The sequence below is a fragment of the Lentzea sp. CC55 genome, from assembly GCF_021056325.1.
Classification (GTDB): Bacteria; Actinomycetota; Actinomycetes; order Mycobacteriales; family Pseudonocardiaceae; genus Lentzea; species Lentzea jiangxiensis.
In genome coordinates, this window is record NZ_JAJCXE010000056.1 from 281,970 (window position 1) to 304,731 (window position 22,762).

The 22,762-nt window shown below is 70.6% G+C and carries 20 protein-coding genes; 14 read left to right on the forward strand and 6 right to left on the reverse strand.

All coding sequences use genetic code 11. The annotated features are described in order from the left end of the window. Window positions 1-42 precede the first annotated feature (42 nt). From L6E10_RS36190 to L6E10_RS36225, 8 genes are all read left to right on the forward strand, one after another. Complete coding sequence (locus tag L6E10_RS36190; protein WP_236224670.1) at window positions 43-1,002, forward strand: TIGR03885 family FMN-dependent LLM class oxidoreductase; 960 nt, start codon at window positions 43-45, stop codon at window positions 1,000-1,002. Next, window positions 999-2,507 (forward strand): alpha-amylase family protein, encoded by a 1,509-nt coding sequence (locus L6E10_RS41065; protein WP_236224671.1) that lies wholly within the window; start codon window positions 999-1,001, stop codon window positions 2,505-2,507. Before L6E10_RS36190 ends, L6E10_RS41065 begins: the two co-directional genes overlap by 4 nt. 70 nt (window positions 2,508-2,577) lie before the next feature. Continuing rightward, entirely contained in the window at window positions 2,578-3,588 is a 1,011-nt protein-coding gene (locus L6E10_RS36200; RefSeq protein ID WP_236224672.1) for an L-erythro-3,5-diaminohexanoate dehydrogenase, read from the forward strand. Beyond that, window positions 3,581-5,128: an amidohydrolase gene (locus L6E10_RS36205; protein ID WP_236225071.1), complete on the forward strand. Its 1,548-nt coding sequence runs from the start codon at window positions 3,581-3,583 to the stop codon at window positions 5,126-5,128. Before L6E10_RS36200 ends, L6E10_RS36205 begins: the two co-directional genes overlap by 8 nt. Before the next feature lie 3 nt (window positions 5,129-5,131). Further along, entirely contained in the window at window positions 5,132-6,700 is a 1,569-nt protein-coding gene (locus tag L6E10_RS36210; protein WP_236224673.1) for a lysine 5,6-aminomutase subunit alpha, read from the forward strand. Beyond that, entirely contained in the window at window positions 6,697-7,449 is a 753-nt protein-coding gene (locus tag L6E10_RS41070) for an OAM dimerization domain-containing protein (RefSeq protein WP_236224674.1), read from the forward strand. Before L6E10_RS36210 ends, L6E10_RS41070 begins: the two co-directional genes overlap by 4 nt. 26 nt (window positions 7,450-7,475) lie before the next feature. After that, a complete protein-coding gene (locus L6E10_RS36220; protein WP_236224675.1) occupies window positions 7,476-7,844 on the forward strand; it encodes a hotdog fold domain-containing protein in 369 nt (122 codons plus the stop codon). Between the two features lie 124 nt (window positions 7,845-7,968). Beyond that, window positions 7,969-8,322 (forward strand): GntR family transcriptional regulator, encoded by a 354-nt coding sequence (locus L6E10_RS36225; RefSeq protein ID WP_236224676.1) that lies wholly within the window; start codon window positions 7,969-7,971, stop codon window positions 8,320-8,322. A 152-nt stretch (window positions 8,323-8,474) separates the two neighbouring features. Here L6E10_RS36225 and L6E10_RS36230 read toward each other — a convergent pair whose 3' ends face one another. Then, window positions 8,475-8,951: a GyrI-like domain-containing protein gene (locus L6E10_RS36230; protein ID WP_236224677.1), complete on the reverse strand. Its 477-nt coding sequence runs from the start codon at window positions 8,949-8,951 to the stop codon at window positions 8,475-8,477. 555 nt (window positions 8,952-9,506) lie between these two features. Here L6E10_RS36230 and L6E10_RS36235 point away from each other — a divergent pair. The 6 genes from L6E10_RS36235 (at window position 9,507) to L6E10_RS36260 (ending at window position 16,163) form a co-directional block, all read left to right on the forward strand. Then, complete coding sequence (locus L6E10_RS36235) at window positions 9,507-10,673, forward strand: acyl-CoA dehydrogenase family protein (protein WP_236224678.1); 1,167 nt, start codon at window positions 9,507-9,509, stop codon at window positions 10,671-10,673. Then, entirely contained in the window at window positions 10,670-12,718 is a 2,049-nt protein-coding gene (locus L6E10_RS36240; RefSeq protein ID WP_236224679.1) for an acetate--CoA ligase family protein, read from the forward strand. The genes L6E10_RS36235 and L6E10_RS36240 overlap by 4 nt, the downstream gene beginning before the upstream one ends. Before the next feature lie 30 nt (window positions 12,719-12,748). Then, the gene (locus L6E10_RS36245; protein WP_236224680.1) at window positions 12,749-13,306 is read left to right on the forward strand and encodes a DUF4360 domain-containing protein; all 558 of its coding nucleotides are present in this window, start codon (window positions 12,749-12,751) and stop codon (window positions 13,304-13,306) included. 240 nt (window positions 13,307-13,546) lie between these two features. Beyond that, complete coding sequence (rho, locus tag L6E10_RS36250) at window positions 13,547-14,572, forward strand: transcription termination factor Rho (protein WP_308102951.1); 1,026 nt, start codon at window positions 13,547-13,549, stop codon at window positions 14,570-14,572. 21 nt (window positions 14,573-14,593) lie between these two features. Then, window positions 14,594-15,727: a Glu/Leu/Phe/Val dehydrogenase dimerization domain-containing protein gene (locus L6E10_RS36255; RefSeq protein ID WP_236224681.1), complete on the forward strand. Its 1,134-nt coding sequence runs from the start codon at window positions 14,594-14,596 to the stop codon at window positions 15,725-15,727. A 13-nt stretch (window positions 15,728-15,740) separates the two neighbouring features. After that, window positions 15,741-16,163: an SRPBCC family protein gene (locus tag L6E10_RS36260; RefSeq protein ID WP_236224682.1), complete on the forward strand. Its 423-nt coding sequence runs from the start codon at window positions 15,741-15,743 to the stop codon at window positions 16,161-16,163. Here L6E10_RS36260 and L6E10_RS36265 read toward each other — a convergent pair. Genes L6E10_RS36265 through L6E10_RS36285 form a run of 5 tightly spaced genes read right to left on the reverse strand, consistent with a single transcriptional unit; the run spans window position 16,160 to window position 22,538 of the window. After that, window positions 16,160-16,717 carry an EF-hand domain-containing protein gene (locus L6E10_RS36265; RefSeq protein WP_236224683.1) on the reverse strand — a complete coding sequence of 186 codons (558 nt, stop codon included), beginning with the start codon at window positions 16,715-16,717 and terminating at the stop codon, window positions 16,160-16,162. The genes L6E10_RS36260 and L6E10_RS36265 overlap by 4 nt on opposite strands. Before the next feature lie 16 nt (window positions 16,718-16,733). Continuing rightward, window positions 16,734-19,130 carry an excinuclease ABC subunit UvrA gene (locus L6E10_RS36270; protein ID WP_236224684.1) on the reverse strand — a complete coding sequence of 799 codons (2,397 nt, stop codon included), beginning with the start codon at window positions 19,128-19,130 and terminating at the stop codon, window positions 16,734-16,736. Next, window positions 19,127-19,900 carry a GNAT family N-acetyltransferase gene (locus tag L6E10_RS36275; RefSeq protein WP_236224685.1) on the reverse strand — a complete coding sequence of 258 codons (774 nt, stop codon included), beginning with the start codon at window positions 19,898-19,900 and terminating at the stop codon, window positions 19,127-19,129. Before L6E10_RS36275 ends, L6E10_RS36270 begins: the two co-directional genes overlap by 4 nt. Before the next feature lies 1 nt (window position 19,901). Continuing rightward, on the reverse strand, window positions 19,902-20,456 hold the full coding sequence (locus L6E10_RS36280) for an EF-hand domain-containing protein (protein WP_236224686.1): 555 nt from the start codon (window positions 20,454-20,456) through the stop codon (window positions 19,902-19,904). A gap of 21 nt (window positions 20,457-20,477) precedes the next feature. Then, window positions 20,478-22,538, reverse strand: a complete 2,061-nt coding sequence (locus L6E10_RS36285) for a hypothetical protein (RefSeq protein ID WP_236224687.1) — start codon at window positions 22,536-22,538, stop codon at window positions 20,478-20,480. Window positions 22,539-22,762 lie beyond the last annotated feature (224 nt).

The following is a 22,762-nucleotide window of genomic DNA, read 5'->3' on the forward strand; positions in this document are numbered from 1 at the left end:
GTTCAAAGCTTCCCCAAAGTTCTCTTTGGGTACTGAAGTCACATGACCGTCTACGGCATCCACGCATCCCACGAGCAGATACACCCCACCGACCTGCTCACCGCCGTGCGCAGGGCCGAGGAGGCCGGGTTCGGCGCCGCGATGTGCTCCGACCACTTCTCGCCGTGGAGCGCGCGCCAGGGCCAGTCCGGGTACGCCTGGTCCTGGCTCGGCGCGGCGCTGCAGGCCACGAACCTCCCGTTCGGCGTGGTCACGGCACCGGGCCAGCGCTACCACCCGGCGATCACCGCCCAGGCGATCGGCACGCTCGCCGCGATGAACCCCGGCCGGTTCTGGGCCGCGCTCGGCACCGGCGAGGCGAGCAACGAGCACATCACCGGGGACGGCTGGCCCCGCAAGGACATCCGCACGGCACGCCTGCGCGAGTGCGTCGACGTCATCCGCGCGCTGCTGTCCGGCGAGGAGGTCAGCCACGACGGCCTGGTCACGGTCGACCGCGCCAAGCTCTGGACGTTGCCCGACGAGGTGCCGCTGCTGATCGGCGCCGCGGTGAGCCCGGAGACCGCGCGGTGGTGCGCCTCGTGGGCGGACGGCCTGATCACCGTCAACGCGTCCCCGGAGCGGCTGCGCACCGTGGCCGACGCCTACCGCGACGCCGGCGGCAGGGGCAAGCTCCACCTGCAGGTGCACCTGAGCTGGGCCGAGAACGACGACGCCGCGTCCGCGATCGCGCACGACCAGTGGCGCAGCAACATCTTCCGCCCGCCGGTCTGCTGGGACCTCGAGCTGGCCGAGCACTTCGACGTCGTCTCCGAGAAGGTCACGCCGGAGCAGGTCGCGGAGGTCGTCAACATCTCCGCGGACCTGAAGTGGCACGCCGAGCAGTTGCAGACGTACGCCTCGCTCGGGTTCGAGGAGATCTACCTGCACCACGTCGGCCAGGACCTGCTGCCGTTCGTGGACGCGTTCGGCGAGCACGTGCTGCCGGAGGTGACGCGGTGATCCGCACCTCGGACGTCTGGTGGAAGAACGCCGTCCTCTACTGCCTCGACGTGGAGACCTTCTCCGACGAGGGTTTCCGCGGCGCCACGGAACGCCTTGACCACCTGCACGCCTTGGGCGTCACGTGTGTGTGGCTGATGCCGTTCTACCCAACGGCGGAACGCGACGACGGCTACGACATCACCGACTTCTACAACGTCGACCCGCGGCTGGGCTCGCTCGGCGACTTCGTCGAGTTCGTGCGCGCCTGCCGCGACCGGGGCCTGCGGGTGATCGCCGACCTGGTCGTCAACCACACGTCCGACCAGCACCCGTGGTTCCACGACCCGTCCAAACGGGACTGGTACGTCTGGGAGGACGAGCCGCAGGAGGACGGTCCGCAGGGCATCACGTTCCCCGACAAGGAGAACAGCCTCTGGGAGTACTCGGAGGAGGTCGGGAAGTACTACCTGCACCGCTTCTACAAGCACCAGCCGGACCTGAACGTCGCGAACCCCGAGGTGCGCGACGAGATCGCCAGGATCATGGGCTTCTGGATGGAGCTGGGCCTGAGCGGCTTCCGCGTGGACGCCGTGCCGTTCCTGCTGGAGCACAACGACGCGAAGGACGCCCTCGAACTGCCCGACCCGCACGACTACCTCACGGACCTGCGCGCGTTCCTCAACCGCCGCAACGGCGAGGGCGTGCTGCTGGGCGAGGTGAACCTGCCGTACAAGGACACGATGCCGTTCTACGGCCAGGGCGTCGGCGACGAGCTGACGATGTGCTTCGACTTCGTGGGCATGCAGGCGATGTACCTCGCGCTCGCCCGCGGGTCGTGCGGGCCGCTGACCAAGGCCCTGCAGGAACGGCCGAAGCCGCCGCGCGACGGCCACTGGGCGACGTTCGTCCGCAACCACGACGAGCTGACGCTGGACAAGCTGCCCGTCGACGAACGCCAGGAGGTCTTCGACGCGTTCGGCCCCGACCCGGAGATGCAGCTCTACGGACGTGGGCTGCGGCGGAGGCTCCCCGGCATGCTCGGCGGCGACCAGCGCCGCATCCGGATGGTCTACAGCCTGCTGTTCACGCTGCCGGGCACGCCCGTGCTGTTCTACGGCGAGGAGATCGGGCTGGAGGAGGACCTGTCGCTGGAGGGCAGGCTGGCGGTGCGCGTGCCGATGGACTGGGAGGAGGCGGGACGCCAGCGCCACGACGAGGACTCGCTGCTGAACTGGATGCGGCGGCTCGTCGAGTGCTACCGCGAGTGCCCCGAGCTGGCCTGGGGCGAGGTCCAGGTGCTCGACGTGGGTGATCCGACCGTGTTCGCCCATCGCGCGGACTGCGACGGCGAGGCGGTGATCGCCGTGCACAACTTCGCGGACCAGGAGATCACGGTGCGGGTGCCCGCCGAGGGCGTGCTCACGAACGTGATGACGGGGGAGACCGTCAAGCCGGCGAAGACCGGTGCCAAGGTGGACCTCGCGCCCTACGACTGCCGCTGGTACCGCGTCACCACCGAGTGATACTTGCGCAATCTTGACGGCTCACGTGAAGATATCTTCGAGACAGCGTCGTCGACCGAAGGATTTTCGCGTGAGCGCGTACGGACTGCACCGCGTCCTGGAGCCTGCCGGTGTTCTGCCGCAGCAGGCGTGGCGGCTCGACGCGGACCCCGTACCCGCGGACGACGAGGTGATCGTCGCTGTCGAGCGCCTCAACCTGGACGCGGCCTCCTTCCGGCAGCTCAGGGAGGAGCACGGCAGCGGCGAGAAGGTGCGTCAGGCCGTGCTCGACATCGTCGCCGAGCGCGGCAAGATGCAGAACCCCGTCACCGGCTCGGGCGGCATGCTGCTCGGCACCGTGCTCGAGGTGGGCCCGCGGTCGCCGCTCGGGCTGCGGGCGGGCGACCGGATCGCGACGCTGGTGAGCCTCACGCTCACGCCGTTGAGGATCAACGACGGGCTGCAGGACTGGGACGGCGAGGACGAGCAGGTGCCGTGCCGGGGGACCGCGGTGCTGTTCGGGCGGTCGATCGCGGCCGTGCTGCCGGACGACATGCCCCACGAGCTGGCGCTGTCCGTGCTCGACGTGTGCGGTGCACCGGCACTGACCGACCGTGTGGTGCGCAAGCACCCCGGTGGGTCCGTGCTGGTGCTCGGCGGTGGCGGTAAGTCCGGGTCGCTCTCTCTTGCGGCAGCACGTCAGGCCGGTGCGCAACGTCTCGTCGCCCTCGTGCCGACCGAACGCGAGGCCGAGCAGGTCCGCAAGTCCGGTCTCGCGGACGAGGTCGTGATCGCGGACGCGCGCAACCCGGTCGCCGTCGCCGAGGCCGTGGGCAAGCAGGTCGACGTCACGGTCGTGTGCGTGGACGTGCCCGGATGCGAGCACGGCGCCATCCTCGCGACCGCGGACGGCGGCACGGTGATCTTCTTCTCGATGGCGACCTCGTTCAGCGCCGCCGCTCTGGGAGCGGAGGGTCTCGCGGCGGACGTGGAGATGATCGTCGGCAACGGCTATGTGCCCGGTCACGCCGAGTTCGCGTTGGACCTGGTCCGGACGCAGGCGGGTGTGCGGGCGCTGTTCGAGCAACGGCAGACTGCGTGACGTGAGTACGCAACTTCTGGTCGGCGGCCGCATCTACGCACCGGATGCGACGGCCATGGCCATCACGGACGGCGTCGTCGTGTGGATCGGACAGGACTCGGTCGGGCGCGCGCTGCACCCGGACGCCGAGGTCATCGAGCTGAACGGCGCGTTCGTCGCGCCCGCGTTCGTCGACGCGCACGTGCACGCCACGTCCGCCGGCCTGCTGCTGACCGGCCTCGACCTGACCAAGACGTCCTCTGTGGACGAACTGCTCGACGCGGTCCGCGCCGCCGAGGGGCCCCTCGTGTGGGGACACGGCTGGGACGAGACGCGCTGGCCGGACAACCGCCCGCCGACGCGCGCCGAGATCGACGAGGCCGCGCGGGGCAAGACCGTGTACCTGTCGCGCATCGACGTGCACTCGGCGCTGGTCTCCTCGAACCTGGTCACCGACGAGGCCCGGAAGGCCGACGGCTACTCGTCCGACGGCCCTCTTTCCCGCGCTGCCCACCACCACGTGCGCGGCACGGCCAAGGCGGCCATCACGTCCGAACAGCGCCAGGCAGCGCAACGCGCGTTTCTCGACCACGCCGCGTCGAAGGGCATCGCGTCGGTGCACGAGTGCGCCGGCCCGGACATCTCCGGCGAGGACGACCTGCGCGAGCTCCTCGCCCACGGCGGGGGACCGGAGGTCGTGGCCTACTGGGGTGGCCACGACCTGCCGGGCGTCGCGGTGCGCGGCCTCGCCGGAGACCACTTCGTCGACGGCGCGCTGGGCTCGCGCACGGCGGCGCTGACCGAGCCCTACGCCGACGCGGACACGTCCGGCGCGCTCTACCTCGACGCCCGGCAGATCGCCGACCACCTGGTCAAGTGCACCGAGCTCGGGGTGCAGGCCGGGTTCCACGTCATCGGCGACGCCGCCATGGCGGCCGTGGTCGAGGGCTTCGAGATCGCCGAGAAGGCGCTCGGCACCCCGGAGCTGGCCTCCGCCCGCCACCGCCTCGAACACGTCGAAATGGTCTCCCACGAGCAGGCCGGGAAGCTGGCCCGGTGGGGTGTCATCGCCTCCGTGCAGCCGCTCTTCGACGCCGAGTGGGGCGGCCCGACCGGCATGTACGCCCAGCGGCTCGGCGCCGAACGCGGAGTGGGGCTCAACCCCTTTTCGCGTCTCGCGGCCGCGGGCGTCGTGCTCGCGTTCGGCTCGGACACCCCGGTGACGGCCATCGACCCGTGGGCTGCCGTGCGCGCCGCGGTGCACCACAAGACCGAGGGCTTCGGCGTGTCGCCGCGTGCCGCGTTCACCGCGCACACCCGCGGCGGCTGGCGTGCGGCGGGCGTGGACGACGGCCTGACCGGCACGCTGCAGCCAGGCGCTCCCGCGACGTACGCCGTGTGGGAGACCGGTGACCTCGTCGTGGCCGGCTCGGACGCGCGGGTGCAGCGCTGGTCGACCGACCCGCGCTCGGGTGTGCCGGGACTGCCCGACCTGACCGGTCCGGCGCCCGTCTGCGTGCGGACCGTGCTGAACGGCCGGACTATCTACGAAAGGAAGTGACTCATGGCGTTGCTCGACCTCGATCCGAACGTGGTCGCCACCGCGCGGGAACTCGCCGCGCGGGCGGCCGAACCGGTGGTGTCGCTCGCGAAGGCGCACACCACGGTCGCCGTCGAGCGCGCCACACTCCGCCTGGCCGGCATCACCGGCGCGGACTCCACCCACCGCGCCGGTGACGTGCCGTGGGTCAACCGCGTGATCGACACGGTCCGCGAGCAGTGCGGGCTGGAGCACGGCGTGGTGCTGCCGGCGTTCCACGCCCTCAGGGAGCACAACCTCGGCAGCCTCACGGAGCTCGCCGAGGCGACGGCGGCGGGGCAGGTCCAGTTCAAGATCCCCACGGGCAGGGACCTGACCGCGGCCAGGAAGGCGTCGACGTCCGCTGTCGCCAAGGGGCTCAAGACGGTGGACCGCAACAAGGTCCAGCGCGACAAGCTCGTGGCGAAGCTCGGCGACCCCGCGCAGCGCCCGTGGATCTACCTCATCGTCGCGACCGGCGACATCGACGAGGACGTCGTCCAGGCGCAGAACGCGGCCCGCGCGGGCGCCGACGTCATCGCGGTGATCCGCTCGACGGGGCAGTCGCTGCTCGACTACGTGCCGGAAGGCGCCACGCACCACGGGTTCGCCGGCACGTACGCCACGCAGGAGAACTTCCGGATCATGCGAGCGGCGCTCGACGATGTGTCGAAGGAGGTCGGCCGGTACGTGCGGCTGACCAACTACGCGTCCGGGCTCTGCATGCCCGAGATCGCCGTCCTGGCCGGGCTCCAGCGGCTCGACATGATGTTGAACGACTCGATGTACGGCATCCTGTTCCGCGACATCAACCCGATCCGCACGTTCGTCGACCAGCGCTTCTCCCGCCAGGTCCACGCCCGCGCGGGCATCATCATCAACACCGGCGAGGACAACTACCTCACCACCGCGGACGCCGTCGACGCCGCCCACACCGTCACCGTGAGCCAGCTCCTCAACGAGCACTTCGCCCACGAGGCGGGACTGCCCGACCACCTGCTGGGCCTCGGGCACGCGTTCGAGATCAACCCGAAGGTGCCCGACTCGTTCCGGCTGGAGCTCGCCCACGCCCTGCTGGCGCGCGAGCTCTTCCCGGACGCGCCGCTCAAGTGGATGCCGCCGACCAAGCACATGACCGGCGACGTGTTCAACGGCTACCTGCTGGACGGGTTCTTCAACCTCGCGGGCGTCCTCACCGGACAGTCCATCCTGCTCGTCGGCATGATGACCGAGGCGGTCGTGACGCCGTTCCTCTCCGACCGCGACCTCGCGCTGCAGAACGTGCGGTACGTGCTGAACGCGGCCGGCAGCCTGGCCGAGGACTTCCGGCCCGCGCCGGACGGGCTCATCGTCAAGCGCGCGCACCAGGTCCTCGGCGAGGCCGTCGACCTGCTCGAGCGGATCGTCGGCGACGGGCTGCTCAACGCGATCGCGGACGGCACGTTCGGCCTGATGAAGCGGCCCGCGGACAAGGGCAAGGGCGCGGACGGCGTCGTCGAGAAGGCCGGCGCGTACTTCAACCCCGCGAGCGAGATGCTGGAGGCGGCGCAGTGACCGATCCCAAGAGGTACGTGCGGCCGTACGGCGACACCACCGGCGACGGCATGGTCCAGACGTCGTTCACGCTGCCGGTCCCCTTCGGCCCGAAGGCGGACGGCGCGGCGCAGCAGCTCGCGAACAAGATGGGCATGGACCCCGCGATGGTGGTCCACTCCAGCCCCATCGGCGACGACTTCACGTTCTTCGTCGTCTACGGCTCGGTGAAGCACCTCGTGGACCTGGACGAGGTGAAGGTCGTCGAGCGCGAGTACCCGTTGCTCAGCCCGGCCGAGGTCAACTCGACGCTCAAGAAGGTGTTGCGGCGCAAGCTCGTCGTCGTCGGCGGCTGCATCGGCACGGACGCGCACACCGTCGGCATCGACGCGATCCTCAACATCAAGGGCTTCGCGGGCGAGAAGGGCCTGGAGTACTACCGCGAGCTGAAGGTCGTGAACCTCGGCGCGCAGGTGAGCGTTCCGGAGCTGGTGCGCAGCGCCCGCGCGGAGAAGGCCGACGCCGTGCTGATCTCCCAGGTCGTGACCCAGCGGGACGCGCACATCCTGAACACGCAGGAGATGTCCGCGGCGTTCCGCGAGGCGATGGGGGACAGGCGGCCGCTGCTCGTCGCCGGCGGTCCCCGGTTCGACCCGCTGATGGCGGGCGAGCTCGGGGTTGATCGAGTTTTCTCCCGGGGTACCACGCCGGGTGAGGTCGCGAGCTACCTGGTGCACGCGATGCAGGCTAAGAAGGGGGTCGCCGCGTGAGCGGGGCTTTGGTCGAAGGTTTCTCGGTGACTCACCGCCGGTACGTGCCGCACTCCCACGCCCACTACGGGGGCAACCTCGTCGACGGCGCCTACGGGCTCGGCATGTTCGGCGACGTCGCCACGGAGATGCTCATCCACACCGACTCGGACGAGGGGCTGTTCGCGGGCTACAGCTCCGTCGAGTTCGCGGCGCCGATCCAGGCGGGCGACGTCGTCGAGGCGACGGCGACGCTGGTGCGCATCGGGAAGCGGTCGCGCGAGATCGAGTTCGAGGCCCGCGTGGTGTGCCGCTCGGCACCCGAGCGCGGACCTTCGGCGGCCGGCGTGCTGGCCGAACCGATCGTCGTGACGCGCGCGCGTGGCACCGTCGTGGCGCCGAAGGCCGCGGAATGACGACATCGGCGCGCCCCGAGCCGGTGGGAGCGGACCAGACCACTACGAGGTGAATCGACCGCAACCTTCGCCGCCTTCTTCCGTTGGTCAATACAGAAGTAGCTACATGCGGGGAGGAAGCGGCGTGGTGAAGATCGATCACCAGGGGGAGACACCTCCGTACGAGCAGGTCCGGGTGCACTACGCACACGCGATCTCGAACCGGGAGCTGCCGGTGGGGGCGAAGCTGCCCACGGTGCGCGCCCTGGCCAAGGACCTGGGCCTGGCGGTCAACACGGTGGCGCGCGCCTACCGCGAGCTGGAGGAAGCGGGCCTCGTGGAGACACGGGGCCGCGCCGGCACCGTGGTCAGCGCGAACGGCGACAGCAACCGGGAACGGGTCCGCGCGGCGGCGGCCCAGTACGCGGCGATGTCCGTCGAGGTGGGTCTCACCCGCCAGGAGGCGCTGGAGATCGTCCGCGCCGCCCTGCACGTCTGAGGCGTCACCCATCCGAGTGCAATGCGCCACCAGCCTGCACCGGGCTCCGACCCGGCCGCGTACCTCACCCGTGTGCGGCGCCGGGCCCGGGTCGAGCGTGGTGCGCGGTCAGCCGGGTTGCTCCGGGCGGGTGATCATCGTCGGCGGGATGCTCACTGAGCGTCAGCCAGGCGGATGGTGAGCTGTACCCGCCAGGTCGTCTTCCCGCGCTCAGTTCTCGGGTCGGTCAGGAACGCTTCGTAGCGGCAGCCGAAGCGGTCGCCGGCCGGGTCGTTCCCCCTGCCCAGCCCGCGGCCGTTGGCGCCGGTCCAGCCGAGGAGGAGCTTGTTCGCCTGGCGGGCGTGGTCGACGTGGGTGAGGGTGGCGTAGCTCCCCGCCGGAAGCGCGGCCTCGCCTTGGTGCGGCTCGACGCCTCCGGCCTCCATGTCCATGTCGCCGTTCATGTCGATGGCGTTCAGGCGGTGGAAGGTGGGGCCCGCTTCGGGGAGATTCCGCTCGTGGAGCTCGGCAATGAGCTTGTCGCGCACGGCGAGCATGCCCCGGAACGGGGTGATGACCAGCAGGCCGACGTAGTGGATCTCGGGCTGGGACACGACCTTCGGGCCGTCGATGATCTCTACGGTCGGCACGCCAACAGTGCGGTGCTGGGGTGTGCCGAAAGCGCGGCATCTCCAGCGGTGCGGGTGCCTGGTCGTGACGTGCGGACCGGCCGGGTGCCGTCTGTCGGGCGGCAGCGCGCCCGCCTCCCAGGTGATTGTGGGAACGTCGCCGAGTTCTGCGGCGGCTGGGCGGCTGGCCCACCGCCTCGCAGGTGGCTGTGCAAACGTCGCCGAACTCTGCGGCGGCTGAGCGGCTGGTCCACCGCCTCGCTCCGACACGACCGAGCTCCCGGTGCCGGCCGGAGACCATCCCCGAAGCAGCCGGGCGACGGCCGCGGGAGAGGCCCCGCCCACCCAGGGGGCTGACCACCAACCTCCACCCCGAAATAGCGCCCGAACGCGCGTGTCAACCCACCGTTGGGCGATCTGTGGACAACTCCGCGTAGGTCTCCCCACCCCCACCGTCACACCCCCGGCGACCAGCGCGTTCATCACCCGTTCGCGCTCTTCTCAGGCTCGGATCCGGAGCTAGGCTGCCCCGTGGACCGCGAGTAACTGACTCGTCAGTCAATCTAGGAGTGCGAGATGGGGCGGACCGTCCGAGACGGCCTGCGGCTCACCACCGAACAGGAACAGTTCGTCGCGCTCGCGAGGGAGTTCGCGGCCGAGGAGATCCGCCCGCGCGCCCGCGCCGTCGACGAGGCGGACACCGAGTCGCCGCTCGACGTCTGGGACAGGGCGTCGAAGCTCGGGCTGACGAGTTTCATGATCGGTGAGAGGTTCGGCGGGGGCGGCGTCACCGACCTGCTCACCCAGGTGCTGGTCCAGCAGGAGCTCTGCCACGGCGACATCGGCATCGGCAACCTGATCACGTCCAACGGTTTCTTCAGCGCGCCGGTCGAGAACCTCGGCACGCCCGAGCAGCAGGAGCGGTTCCTCACCCCGCTGGGGACGGAGCAACCACCGCTCACGGCCGTCGCGGTCACCGAGCCCGGCAGCGGTTCGGATGCCGCGAGCATCCGGACGTCCGCGCGGAGGCAGGGCGACGAGTACGTCCTCAACGGACAGAAGACCTGGATCTCCAACGCCCCGTACGCCGAGATGTTCGTCATCTTCGCCACGGTCGACCCGGCGAAGCGTGCGCGTGGGGTGACCGCGTTCGTGGTGCCGCGGGACGCGCCCGGGCTCTCGGTCGGACCGCCGTTCAGGAAGATGGGGCAGCGGGCGATCGTGAACGCGGAGGTGTTCCTCGACGACGTGCGCGTGCCCGTGGAGAACCGGCTGGGCGAGGAGGGGCAGGGGTTCGCCGGGCTGATGCGGACGTTCGACGCCTCGCGCATCCTCATCGGCGCCGCCACGACCGGCCTCGCCCGCGCGGCGCTCGACTTCGCGAGCGGCTATGCGCGGGAACGCGAGCAGTTCGGGGTGCCGATCATCCGGCACCAGGCGGTGGCGTTCCGGCTCGCGGACATGGCGACGCGCGTCGACACCTCGCACCTGCTGGCCGTGCGGGCGGCGGCGCTGTACGACGAGGGGCACGACGTGGCGCAGGAGTCGGCGATGGCGAAGCTCGTCGGTTCCGAGAACGCCATGTGGTGCACGCATGCGGCCGTGCAGACGTTGGGCGGCAACGGGTACAGCCGTGACTACCCCGTCGAGCGGTGGATGCGCGACGCCAAGCTCGAGGAGATCGAGGAAGGCACCTCGGACATCCAGCGGCTCATCATCTCCCGCGGCCTCGGTGCCGGATGATCTTCTCCGATCCCGCGTCCGTCGCTGTGGTCGGTGCCAGCGACGACCCCGCCAAGTGGGGTCACTGGCTCGCTCGCGGCGCTCTCGTCGGTCACGACCGCCGCGCTGTGCACCTCGTGAACCGGGGCGGGGGCGCCGTGCTCGGCCGGCCCACGGTGCGGTCGCTCTCCGAACTGGACGAGGCGCCCGAACTCGTCGTGCTCGCCGTGCCCGCGGCTCACGTGCCGGCGGTGGTGGACGAGGCGTTGGCCGTGGGGGTGCGTGGGTTCGTCGGCATCCCGTCGGGAATCGACGACCGGGTGATCGGCCGGATCCGCGAGTCCGGGGCGCGGCTGCTCGGGCCGAACTGCCTGGGGGTGTTCGACGCGGCGACGTCGCTGCACCTCGCGTGGGGTGAGTTCCAGGCCGGTTCGCTGGGCGTGGTGTCGCAGAGCGGGCAGGTGGGTCTGGAGATCGCGGGGTTCGCGGCGGCGTCGGGGATCGGGATCTCGCGGTTCGTGTCGGTCGGCAACCAGGCCGACGTGACGGCGACGGAGGCGTTGCTGGACCTGGTGTCCCACGACCTGACCACTGTCGTGGGCGTGTACCTGGAGAGTTTCGGTCCCGGGATCGTGGCGGCGATGTCGGCGCTGCGGGCGGCGGGCAAACCGGTGGTGCTGCTGACGGTCGGGTCGTCGGTCGCGGCTCGGGAAGCGGCTTTGACGCACACAGGTGCGTTGACGTCCTCTTTGGACGTTGTCGACGCGGCCTGCCGGCGTGCCTGTGCTCGCAGGGTTTCCACGCCGGCCGCCCTGGTCGACCTCGCGGCGGTGCTCACGTCCGGGGCGCCGCGCGGGGTGAGGGTCGGGGTCATCTCGGACTCGGGCGGGCAGGGGGCGATCGCGGCGGACCTCGCGGTGACGGCCGGACTGGTGGTGCCGACGCTGACCGCGGTGGACGGGCTGCCGGAGGGAGCGTCGCGGCGCAACCCGGTCGACCTCGCGGGGGCGGGGGAACGGGATCTGGTGAACTACGCCCGTGCCGTGGAAGTGTTGGTGCGCGGGGGAGAAGTCGACTCGGTCGTGTTGTCCGGGTACTTCGGCAGCTACGGGGAGGACACGCCCTCGCTGGCCTCGGCCGAGGTGGGGGTCGCTGAACGGATTTGTGCGCTGGCAGGGGAAACCGGCGTGCCGGTCGTGGTGCACAGCATGCGGGAGGGGTCCGCGGCGGTGCGGGTGCTCAGGGCAGGCGGGGTGCCGGTGCAGCACACGATCGAGCGGGTGGTGGCTGCGCTCGGTGACGCCGCACGGTTCGGCGTGCTCGAGCAACGGTCCGTTCGAAAAGCCGACCATGCCGGACATCAAGCCGGGCGAGCCGCTCGAAGAGCCGACCAAGCCGTACCCTGCCGACCGGGCTACCTCGCGGCCCGCGACCTCCTGAGCTTCGTCGACTTCCCCAGGGCCCACGCCGTCACGACGGCGGCCGACATCGAGGCGACCGAGCTCCGGCCGCCGTTCGCGCTCAAAGCCGACTGGCTCGCCCACAAGAGCGAGCACGGCGGAGTGGAGCTCGACCTCACCGATCCCGTCCCGGCCTTCGAGAAGATGCGGGCACGGCTGGGACCGGGCACGTACGTGCTGGAAGAGATGGACAGCAGGAGGAACACCGTCGAACTCATCATCGGCGCACGAAGGGACCACTCGTTCGGCCCGGTCGTGCTGGTGGGCGTGGGCGGCATCCACGCCGAACTGGTCAGGGACACCACCGTCGAGCTCGCACCCGTCACTCCCGCCACGGCACGGGAGATGGTCGAACGCCTCACCTCGGCGCCGCTGCTGTCAGGCAGGCGCGGTGAGCCGGAAGCGGATGTGGCCCAGTTGGCCGACGTGATCGCCGAAATGTCGGAGACGCTCGCGGCGAGACCGGACCTGCAGGAGATCGAACTGAACCCCGTGCGGGTAGGCCCGGACGGGGTGATCGCGGTCGACGCGCTGGTCATCCCCGCCCGTGTCCCCGAACCGCAGCAGGACGTGCTGCTCCGATCGCGTGATTGCGCGGCTCGATAGGTTCTCCTGCAGTGACGTGAGGAGGCCCGGATGTTGGCTGTGGTGGCACTGCTGGCGTCGCTGGTGCCTCCTCCCGGGCCGGTGGCGGTCGAGGTGACGAGCGTCGCGGGCACGGGGTGCCCGGCCGGCACGACGACGGTGGCGATGTCCGGGGACAACCAGGCGTTCACGATCACCTACAGCGACTTCCTGGTGCAGGGCAACGGCAGTGAGGCCAAGAAGAGCTGCACGATCGAGCTGAGGCTCCACCACGCGGCGGGCTACGCGTACGGCATCGGGGCGACCGACTACCGGGGGTTCGCGCACCTCACGGACAAAGCGCGCGGCGTGGTGCGGAACAGCTACCGGTTCGCGGGGTTCCCGACGCGGCACAGCAGTCGCGAGCTCCAGGCGATGAGCGACAACTGGCACGTCACGGACACGCCGAGCGGGATCGCGCACGGGCCGTGCAAGGACCGCAAGCCGCTGACCGTCGAGACCGAGCTGAAGGTCACCGGCAGGGGTCCGGGCAGCTTCCTGACGATGGACTCGACGGACTCCAGCGTGAGCAGCACGTTCCGGCTCTCGTGGAAGAAGTGCGCGGAATAGCGAGCGCGCTGCGGGCGTTGTCTGCTACAGTCCGCTTGTAACGGCAGTGCGCGACCAGTCGCACGTGAGTTCCGACCAGCTGCTGGACCTTCTCCGGTTCGCAGCGGACAGTCCCCCGGTTTCGGCAAAGCCGGCGGACCCACACCTCAGATGCGGCTGCATCTGCGAGCGCTCTCCTCCCGCGTCAGGACGTGCGGAGTCGATGAAGCGCGACTTCACCCTCCTGAAAGGACAGACACGATGCACCTCGGTGTACTCGACATTCGCAACACCAAGGCATTTCTCGTTGACGGGCCTCAGGTCCCGCAAAGCCTCGTCCGGCAGCACGACCTGCGCCGCGGCGACCGGATCAGCGGTGAGGCCGAGAACGACAGGCTCGTCAGCGTCGACACGGTCAACGGGCTCAAGCCGCACCGCCGCCCGAGGTTCGAGGACCTGACTCCGCTCTACCCCAACGAAAGGCTGCGGCTCGAGCACGACGCGGACGAGCTGACCAGCCGGACGGTCGACCTGGTCATGCCGGTCGGCAAGGGGCAGAGGGCGTTGATCGTCGCACCGCCCAAAGCAGGCAAGACCGTTGTGCTACAACACATCGCGCAGGCGATCGCGAAGAACCACCCGGACGTCCACCTCATCGTCGCGCTCGTCGGCGAACGGCCGGAAGAGGTCACCGACATGCGCACGACGATCCCGGGCGAGCTGTTCACCTCCACCTTCGACGAGCACCCCGACGAGCACATCCGGGTCGCCGAGCTCGCGGTGGAGCGCGCGAAGAGGCTCGTCGAGGACGGGCAGGACGTCGTCGTCCTGCTCGACTCGCTGACGAGGCTGGGGCGGGCCTACAACCTCGCGCAACCGAACGGCGGACGCATCCTCAGCGGTGGTATCGACGCCAGGGCGCTGACGCCGCCCAAGCAGTTCCTCGGCGCCGCGCGCAACATCGAGAACGGCGGCAGCCTCACGATCTTCGCCACCGCGCTCGTCGAGACGGGGTCGCTGGCCGACACCGCGATCTTCGAGGAGCTCAAGAGCACCGGCAACGCCGAGCTGAAGCTCGACCGCAAGGCCGCGCAGCGCCGGGTCTACCCCGCGGTGGACCTGCACCAGTCCAGCACGCGCAAGGCGGAACTGCTGGTGTCGCGCCACGAGCTCGCCATCACGGACGCGATCCGCCGTGCCATGGCCGAACGCGACGTCGACGTGCTCCTCGACGGGCTGCGCAAGACGCGGAGCAACGCGGAGTTCCTCCTCCAGATGGGGAGGTGAGCACGGCATACGCTGTGCCGCATGACTTACCTCGAGGTCACGTGGAACGACCCGGCCACCGGGGCACGTGGCTACCTCGTCATCGACCGGCTCGTGCGCGGGGTCAGCAGCGGCGGTCTGCGGATGCGCGCCGGGTGCACGCTCGACGAGGTGCGCGGTCTGGCTGAGGGGATGACCGCCAAGGAAGCCCTCAACTACGACCCCGAGGCGCGCTACGTGCCGCTCGGCGGCGCCAAGGGCGGCATCGACTTCGACCCCTACGACGCCAGGGCGACCGAAGTCCTCACGGCGTACCTGTTCGCCATGTCGCCGTACATCGAACGGTTCTGGACCATGGGGGAGGACCTCGGGCTCAGGCAGTCGACGATCGACGAAGCCATCGGGAAGATCGGGCTGCGGTCGTCCATCCAGGCGGTCTACCCGCTGCTCGACGACGAAGACGAAGCACGCCGGCGACTTGCGGACGCCTTCGACGTCACCGTCGACGGCGTCGGCCTGGACGAGCTCGTCGGTGGCTACGGAGTGGCCGAAGCGGCTCTCCAGGGCGTCCAACACCTCCGGATCGAGAACCCCACGGCGTTCGTGCAGGGCTTCGGCTCGATGGGCGGTGCCACGGCCCGCTACCTCGCCCGCGCGGGCGTCAGGGTCGTCGGGCTCGCCGACGTCCACGGCGTGGTGTCCAATCCGGACGGTCTTGACGTGGAAACCCTCCTGCTGTCCCGGGACGCGCACGGCGGCATCGACCGCGCGCGGCTGGGGCCGCAGGACCGGGAACTCGACGGCGACCGGTGGCTGAGCGTCGAGGCGGACGTCCTCGTCCCCGCCGCCACCAGCTACGCGATCCACGGGGACAACGCCCACGCCGTCCGGGCGAAGCTCGTCGTCGAGGCCGCCAACATGCCGGTCACGGCCGAGGCGGAGGCCAGGATCAGCGCGCTGGTCATCCCGGACGTCGTCGCCAACTCCGCCACGAACTCCTGGTGGTGGTGGACGCTCTTCGGCGACGTCGAGCCCACCGCGGAGTCGGCGTTCGCGAAGATCGGCACGACCATGCGCCGGCTCGTCGCCCGGGTCCTCGACGACGAAGCGTCACCGCGTGAGGCGGCGAGGCGGATCGCGGCAGAGGCGATCGAGGAGGTCGAACGGCGGTTCTGAGTACACTCGCGCCATGCCTGGCCTGCAGCGCACAGTCACGGTCGCGGCCACTCCCGAGCGGGTCTGGGCGGTGCTCACCGACGTCGAGCGCTGGCCCGAGCGCATCCCCACGGTCGAGTCGTTGCGGAAGCTCGACGACGGACCGCTGGCCGTCGGATCACGGGCCAGGATCAAGCAGCCGAAGCTCGCCGAGGCGGTGCTGACGGTCACCGAGCTGACCGGCGGCCGGTCCTTCACCTGGGAGTCGAGGTCGAGCGGCGTCACGGTCACGGCGGGGCACGTCGTCGAACCGCATGCCGGCGGCAGCCGCCTCACCCTCGCCCTGACCCTCGGCGGGCCGATGTCCTGGCTCGGCTGGCTGATGACGAGGTCGACGATCACGCGGTACGTCGAGACCGAGGCCGCCTCGATCAAGCAGGTCGCGGAGACCGCCTAGGGCAGCGGCCCGAGCAGCCACGCGCCCGGCCCGTCCGGGTCCTCCGAGAAGTAGTACCCCCGCCACGCCGCCAGCAGGTCTTCGGTCCCGATGAGACCGTCGCCGTCGTGGTCCAGCCGGGCGTGCACGGCGCGTGCGTCGGCCTCGGAGACGTCCATCATCGCCTGCGACCAGCGCACGTGCTCCTCCAGGCCGAGCCGCCCGTCGCCGTCGTGGTCGGCGACGGCCAGCAGCGCGTCGAGGTAGGGCACGTAGACGTCGTCGAACGCCTCGGGGCGGCCCAGCAGGCCGCGGACGAACGCCGACTTGTACTCGGCCAGGCTGATCTGCCCGTCGTCGTTCACGTCGGTCATGGCGGCCAGGTGCTCCCACACCCCCAGCAGCTGCTCGTGCAGCCGCTGGGCGCGCTCGTCGCCGGCGTCCAGGCCGAACGCCGACGTCAGCCTCGTGCACGCCAGTTCGAAGTCCGCGCGCTGCACGTGGCCGTCCTGGTCCGTGTCGTAGGTGGAGAACCTGTGGCTCAGCCTGCGGTCCAGGAACGGCGTGATCTTCATGTCTCCTGTTTACCCTTCACCGCTTCTTGCGACGCGCAGGGGCACCCACGTAGTCGGCGAGGTGCTCGCCGGTCAGCGTGGAGCGGTCGGCGACGAGGTCGGCGGGCGTGCCCTCGAACACCACCTTGCCACCGTCGTGACCTGCGCCGGGACCGAGGTCGATGATCCAGTCGGCGTGGGCCATCACGGCTTGGTGGTGCTCGATCACGATCACCGACTTGCCCGCCTCGACCAGGCGGTCGAGCAGCCCGAGCAGCTGCTGGACGTCGGCGAGGTGCAGACCCGTCGTCGGCTCGTCCAGGACGTAGACGCCGCCCTTGTCCGCCATGTGCGTGGCCAGCTTCAGGCGCTGCCGCTCACCGCCGGACAGCGTGGTCAGGGGCTGGCCGAGCGACAGGTAGCCGAGGCCGACGTCGTCGAGCCGTTGCAGGATCGCGTGGGCCGCGGGCGTGCGGGCGTCGCCCGAGCCGAAGAAGTCGACGGCCTCGGCGACGGGCATCGCGAGCACCTCGGAGATGTCGCGGCCGCCGAACTTGAACTCCAGCACGGCCTGGTCGAACCGCTTGCCCTCGCAGACGTCGCACGGGGACTCGATCGTCGCCATGATGCCGAGGTCGGTGAACACCACGCCGGCGCCGTTGCAGTTCGGGCAGGCACCCTCGGAGTTCGCGCTGAACAGCGCGGGCTTCACACCGTTGGCCTTGGCGAACGCCTTGCGGATCGGCTCCAGCAGGCCGGTGTAGGTGGCCGGGTTCGAGCGCCGCGACCCCTTGATCGGCGTCTGGTCGACCACGATCGCGCCCGAGTCGCGCGGCATCGACCGGTGGATCAGCGACGACTTGCCCGAGCCCGCGACGCCGGTGACCACGGTCAGCACACCGAGCGGGATGTCGACGTCCACGTCACGCAGGTTGTTCGCCGACGCCCCGCGGATCTGCAGGACACCGGTCCGCTCCCGCACCGACGGCTTCAGCGACGCCCGGTCGTCCAGGTGGCGCCCGGTCACCGTGCCGCTGGACCGCAGCCCCTCCAGCGTCCCCTCGAAGCAGATCGTGCCGCCGCCCCGGCCCGCACCCGGACCGAGGTCGACGATGTGGTCCGCGATCGCGATCGTCTCCGGCTTGTGCTCGACGACGAGCACGGTGTTCCCCTTGTCCCGCAACCGGAGCAGGAGGTTGTTCATGCGCTGGACGTCGTGCGGGTGCAGACCGATCGTCGGCTCGTCGAACACGTACGTCACGTCGGTCAGCGCCGAGCCGAGGTGCCGGATCATCTTGACGCGCTGCGCCTCGCCGCCGGACAGCGTGCCCGCGGGCCGGTTCAGCGACAGGTAGCCGAGACCGATCTCGACGAACGAGTCGAGCGTGTGCGTGAGCTTGTCGATCAACGGCGCGACGGAGGAGTCCTCCACCCCGCGGATCCACTCCGCCAGGTCGGTGATCTGCATGTCGCACAGGTCCGCGATGGACTGGCCCCTGACCTTCGACGACCGCGCCGCCTCGGTCAGGCGGGTGCCGGCGCACTCCGGGCACGTCCCGAACGTCGCCGCGCGGTCCACGAACGCGCGGATGTGCGGTTGCAGCGCCTCGCGGTCCTTCGACAACATCGACTTCTGCAGCTTCGGGATCAGGCCCTCGTAGGTCAGGTTGATGCCGTTGACCTTGATCTTGACCGGGTCCCGGTACAGGAAGTCGTGCAGCTCCTTCTTCGTGTACTTGCGGATCGGCTTGGCCGGGTCGATGAACCCGGACTGCGTGAACGTCTGCACCGTCCACTGGTTGTCGACGTTGTAGCCCGGCACCTTGATCGCGCCCTCGAGGATCGACTTCGACTCGTCGTAGACCTCGGTCAGGTCGATGTCGGAGACCTGGCCGCGGCCCTCGCAACGCGGGCACATGCCGCCGGTGATGGAGAACTCGCGGCGCTCCTTGACCTTCTGGCCGCCCTTCTCGATCGTCACGGCACCCGCGCCGGAGATCGAGGCGACGTTGAACGAGAACGCCTGCGGACCGCCGACGTGCGGGGTGCCGAGGCGGCTGAACAGGATGCGCAGCATCGCGTTGACGTCGGTCGCGGTGCCGACGGTCGAGCGCGGGTCCGCGCCCATCCGCTGCTGGTCGACCAGGATCGCCGTGGTGATGCCCTCCAGCAGGTACACCTCGGGACGCGGCAGCGTCGGCATGAAGCCCTGGACGAACGCGCTGTAGGTCTCGTTGATCAGCCGCTGCGACTCCGCGGCGATCGTGCCGAACACCAGCGAGCTCTTGCCGGACCCGGAGACACCGGTGAAGACGGTCAGCCGGCGCTTCGGGATCTCGACGTCGACGTCGCGCAGGTTGTTCACGCGTGCGCCCTGCACGCGGATCAGGTCGTGGGTGTCGGCATCGTGCGGCGCCGGTGCTGTCCTGGTCATGGCGCAGAACCTAGCCCGCGCACCCCGCTCCTGCCTTCTCGATTCCTGATCGGATGTGGACGGACGCGGTAGTGGTAGGCGGACACCTCGCGGAACCCCGTCCGTTCGTAGAGCCGGAACGCCGTGGCGTTCTCCCGCTGCATCTGCAGGTACATGTGGTTCGCCTCCTGCGTGGCCGCCCACGTGGCCAGGGCGGCGAGCACGGACCGCGCGGCGCCTCGGCCCCGTGCGTGCCGCAGCGTCGCCATGCCGAACACGCCTGCCCACCCCTCTTCGGCCACCGCACGGCCCACGGCCACCACCTGACCGTCGACCTGCGCGTACGCGTACGCGCTCGGGTGTTCGACCCGGCTGAGCAGGTCGCGTTCGGCGCCGACGTCCCGCGTGGTCACCGAGTGCCACGCCGCCAGCCACGCGTCGGTCGGCCGGGTGACGACCTCACCGGCGTCGGAGTGGGCCTGGCGCAGCACCTCGGCGGTCGAGGCGATCTGCAGGGACATGTCCCGGCCCCGCTCGTAGCCCCGGTCGCCCAGCCTCGCGTCCAGGTCGGCCGCACACACGCCCGGAGTGATCTGGATCCGCACCGGCGCCTCGCGTTCGGCGCAGAACTCCTCCGCGAGCGCCACCCGGTCCTCCCGGTCGTGGGGCAGCGCGGCGCTCACCCACCAGGCGTCGCCGGGGGAGTGCCGCAGCCACCAGCCGCCCGCCTCCTCGACGTGCGCGGCCGGCTGGGCCCGTGCCGCGTGCTCCTGCAGCGTTTTGAGCAGCACGTCAGTCCAACGACCCCAGCAGCCAGTTGCCGGCCTCGGCCGGGTCCTCCGAGAAGTAGAACTCCCGGATCGCCTCCAGCAGCGCCTTGGTGGCCAGCAACCCGTCCTCGTCGGACAGCAGGTCGTGGATCCCGCGGGCGTCGTGCTCGGAGAGGTTCATGAGCGCGCCCGTCCACCGGACGTGCTCCTCGAGGGTCAGCCTGCCGTCGCCGTCGGAGTCCGCGATCGCCATCACCGCGTCGAGGAACGGCACGTAGTGATCGTCGAACGACGTGGGCGTCTCCAGCAGCCCGTTCGCGAACGCCGTCTTGTACTCCTCGACGCTGATCCGCCCGTCGCCGTCGGTGTCGGCGACCGACGAGAGCAGCTCCCACAACCCGGCCAGCTGCGCGTGGAACCGGACGGCTTTCGGGTCGCCGGCCGCCAGCCCGAACGCCTCCGTGGTGCGCTCGCCCGCCTGTGTGAAGTCCTCGCGCTCGATGAAACCGTCGCCGTCGGTGTCGTACGTGCGGAACCGGCGGGCCAGCTTGCGCTCCAGGAAGGCGGTGATCTCCATGAGGTCCTTCTACCTCATTTGTCAGCGGCGGCCCAGCCCGGAGAGCCCGGCGGCGACGACCACCATGCCGAGCACGCCGAGCAGCGCGGCCAGACCGCCGGCCACCGGTTTCGACACCGGCTGCACGTGCGCGACCGGACGGTGGGGCGCCGGCTCGGCGGGCGGCGTGGGCCGTGCCGGCTCGGAGGACGGCGGCGCGGCCACCGAGGCGATCCGCACGACGGTGCTCTCGCTGATCGCGGTACCCGCTCCCGCGCCGGACACCGTCAGCCGGGAGTTCACCGGCGCGGTGACCTGGCACGTGTAGGTGATGCGCTGACGCGGTTGCAGCACCGGGAACACCCGGCGGCACGCGGCGGGCTCGCCCTCGACGCGGACGTCGGTGATCGGCAGGTCCGACAGGTTCGTGATGGTGATGGTGACCGTGACGACCTCGCCGTCGCGAGCGCGGTCCTTCGACCACAGCGCGCTGATCGTCAGCCGCGGGTAGATGACCTCGACCTGCGTCGACGCCGTCGCCTCGACCTTGCCGCCGATCTTGTCCGACGCCGTGACGGTGGCGGTCAGCACGCCGCTCTCGTCGCCCGCGGGCGCCGTGCAGTCGACGGCGGAGATCGCGCCGGGGTCGAGCTGGCCCTGCATGGGCTCGCACCCCGACGCCGCGCGGGCGCTGAGGTCGTAGAGCGGGGTGTCGCCGGTGTTCGTGACGGTCGTCGTGAACTTCACGGCCTGGCCCGGCAGCGCGGTCATCGACTCGGTCGCGGCGATCGCGCGCAACGCCGGGTGCAGCACGTCGACCGCCGACGCCTTCTGCACCGCGAGCGGGTCACCCGCGAGGCTGCTCCCGGTCACCGCGACGGTGGCCTGGTAGTCGTCGTCCGCCGCCGTGGACGAGCAGGTGCGGGTCACCGTGGCGTGCGAGTCGACCGTGCCGACCTGGTGGCCGCACACCGACACCCCGGCCGCGGGCGCGTCACCGGTGTTGGTGATCGTCGCGGTCTGCGTGACGGTGGTCCCGGGGTGCGCCGCGGGCTGCTCGGGCGTCACCTCCAGCGTGAGCTCGGGCAGCGGGAACGACCAGGCGACGTTCTGCACCAGGAACGCGTCGTCGGCTCTCCTGAACTCCAGTTCGGCGCTCTTGCCGCCGGGTTTGAGGACGTTCTCGCCAAGGGTGAACGTGCGCGCGTCGACGCTCATGTTGTTGAGGTGCGGTGCGCCCTGCGCGGACGACATGAACGCGTTGCTCCCGCCGATGGAGGTGCCGTTGACCAGCAGCTGGTCGCCGTCCGTGGCCCAGTCGCCCTCGTAGGCGGTCACCCCCACCCGGACCGCCCCTCCGGCGGGGTGCGTGGGTGCGATCGGGGTGGTCAGCACCGGCTTCTTCGTGGGGAGCCGGACGTGGCCGCCGTGCACCGCGACGTGGCGCCGGGCCGGTGCCGCCGCGGTGGGGCCTTCGAACTTCCACACGACCGTCAGCGACCAGCCGCCGAAGCAGTCGAACCCCTGCGGCGCCCAGACGTTGCCCACGGTCACGGTGCCGCTGGTCAGCGCGCGGGTGACGTCGGCTTCGGCGCTGTAGAAGACGTTGTCGGTGTGCGAGAGGTCCTCGGGGGCGTCCTGGACGAACCGGCCGGGGCTGACCGGCGTGCCGTTGAGGACGACCGGGTCGCGCGGCGAGCCGGGAGGTGCGACCGCGTCGCGGCAGGTGGCGCTGCCCGCCCAGCCGAGCTTCGCGTGGGCGACGGTGGCGCCGGCCGGGATCGCCAGCTGGGCCCGGGAGGAGGTGAACGTCGCCGGGTCGTCGTCGACGTCGGTCCAGGACATGCGGTGGCCGTTGTTCAGCGCCGACGGGCCGCGGCCCTTGCGGTCCAGCGCGTCCGCACAGGACTTCGGCGGGTACTTCGGGTTGGGCCCGGCCTGCTCGGGCGTCGGACAGCTCAGGACGGAGTTGCCGATGACCGTGACGTCCCCGTACACCGCCCCGTCGAACTGCGTGCGCCACACCTCGTCCGCGGCCACCGGCGGGCCGGGGGCCAGCAGGGGGACCAGCAGCACGACGGCGATGAGGATCGGTGCACGCATGCCACGCCTTCCGGGTCGGGATCGGCCACAGGTTGGCACGCTCCGCCCCGGTTGTCACCGAGCGTTGATCATGATGTCCTCACTCTCCGTCGAGGACGGACGGACTCGGTTCTCCTGTTCGTGTCAACGGCTTCGGCGTTGAGGTTCCGATGTGGACGGACGGTGCTCATGATCAACGCCCGTTGCTCCCGTCGGGCGCAGAACAGTGCCGGGAAGCGTGGTGT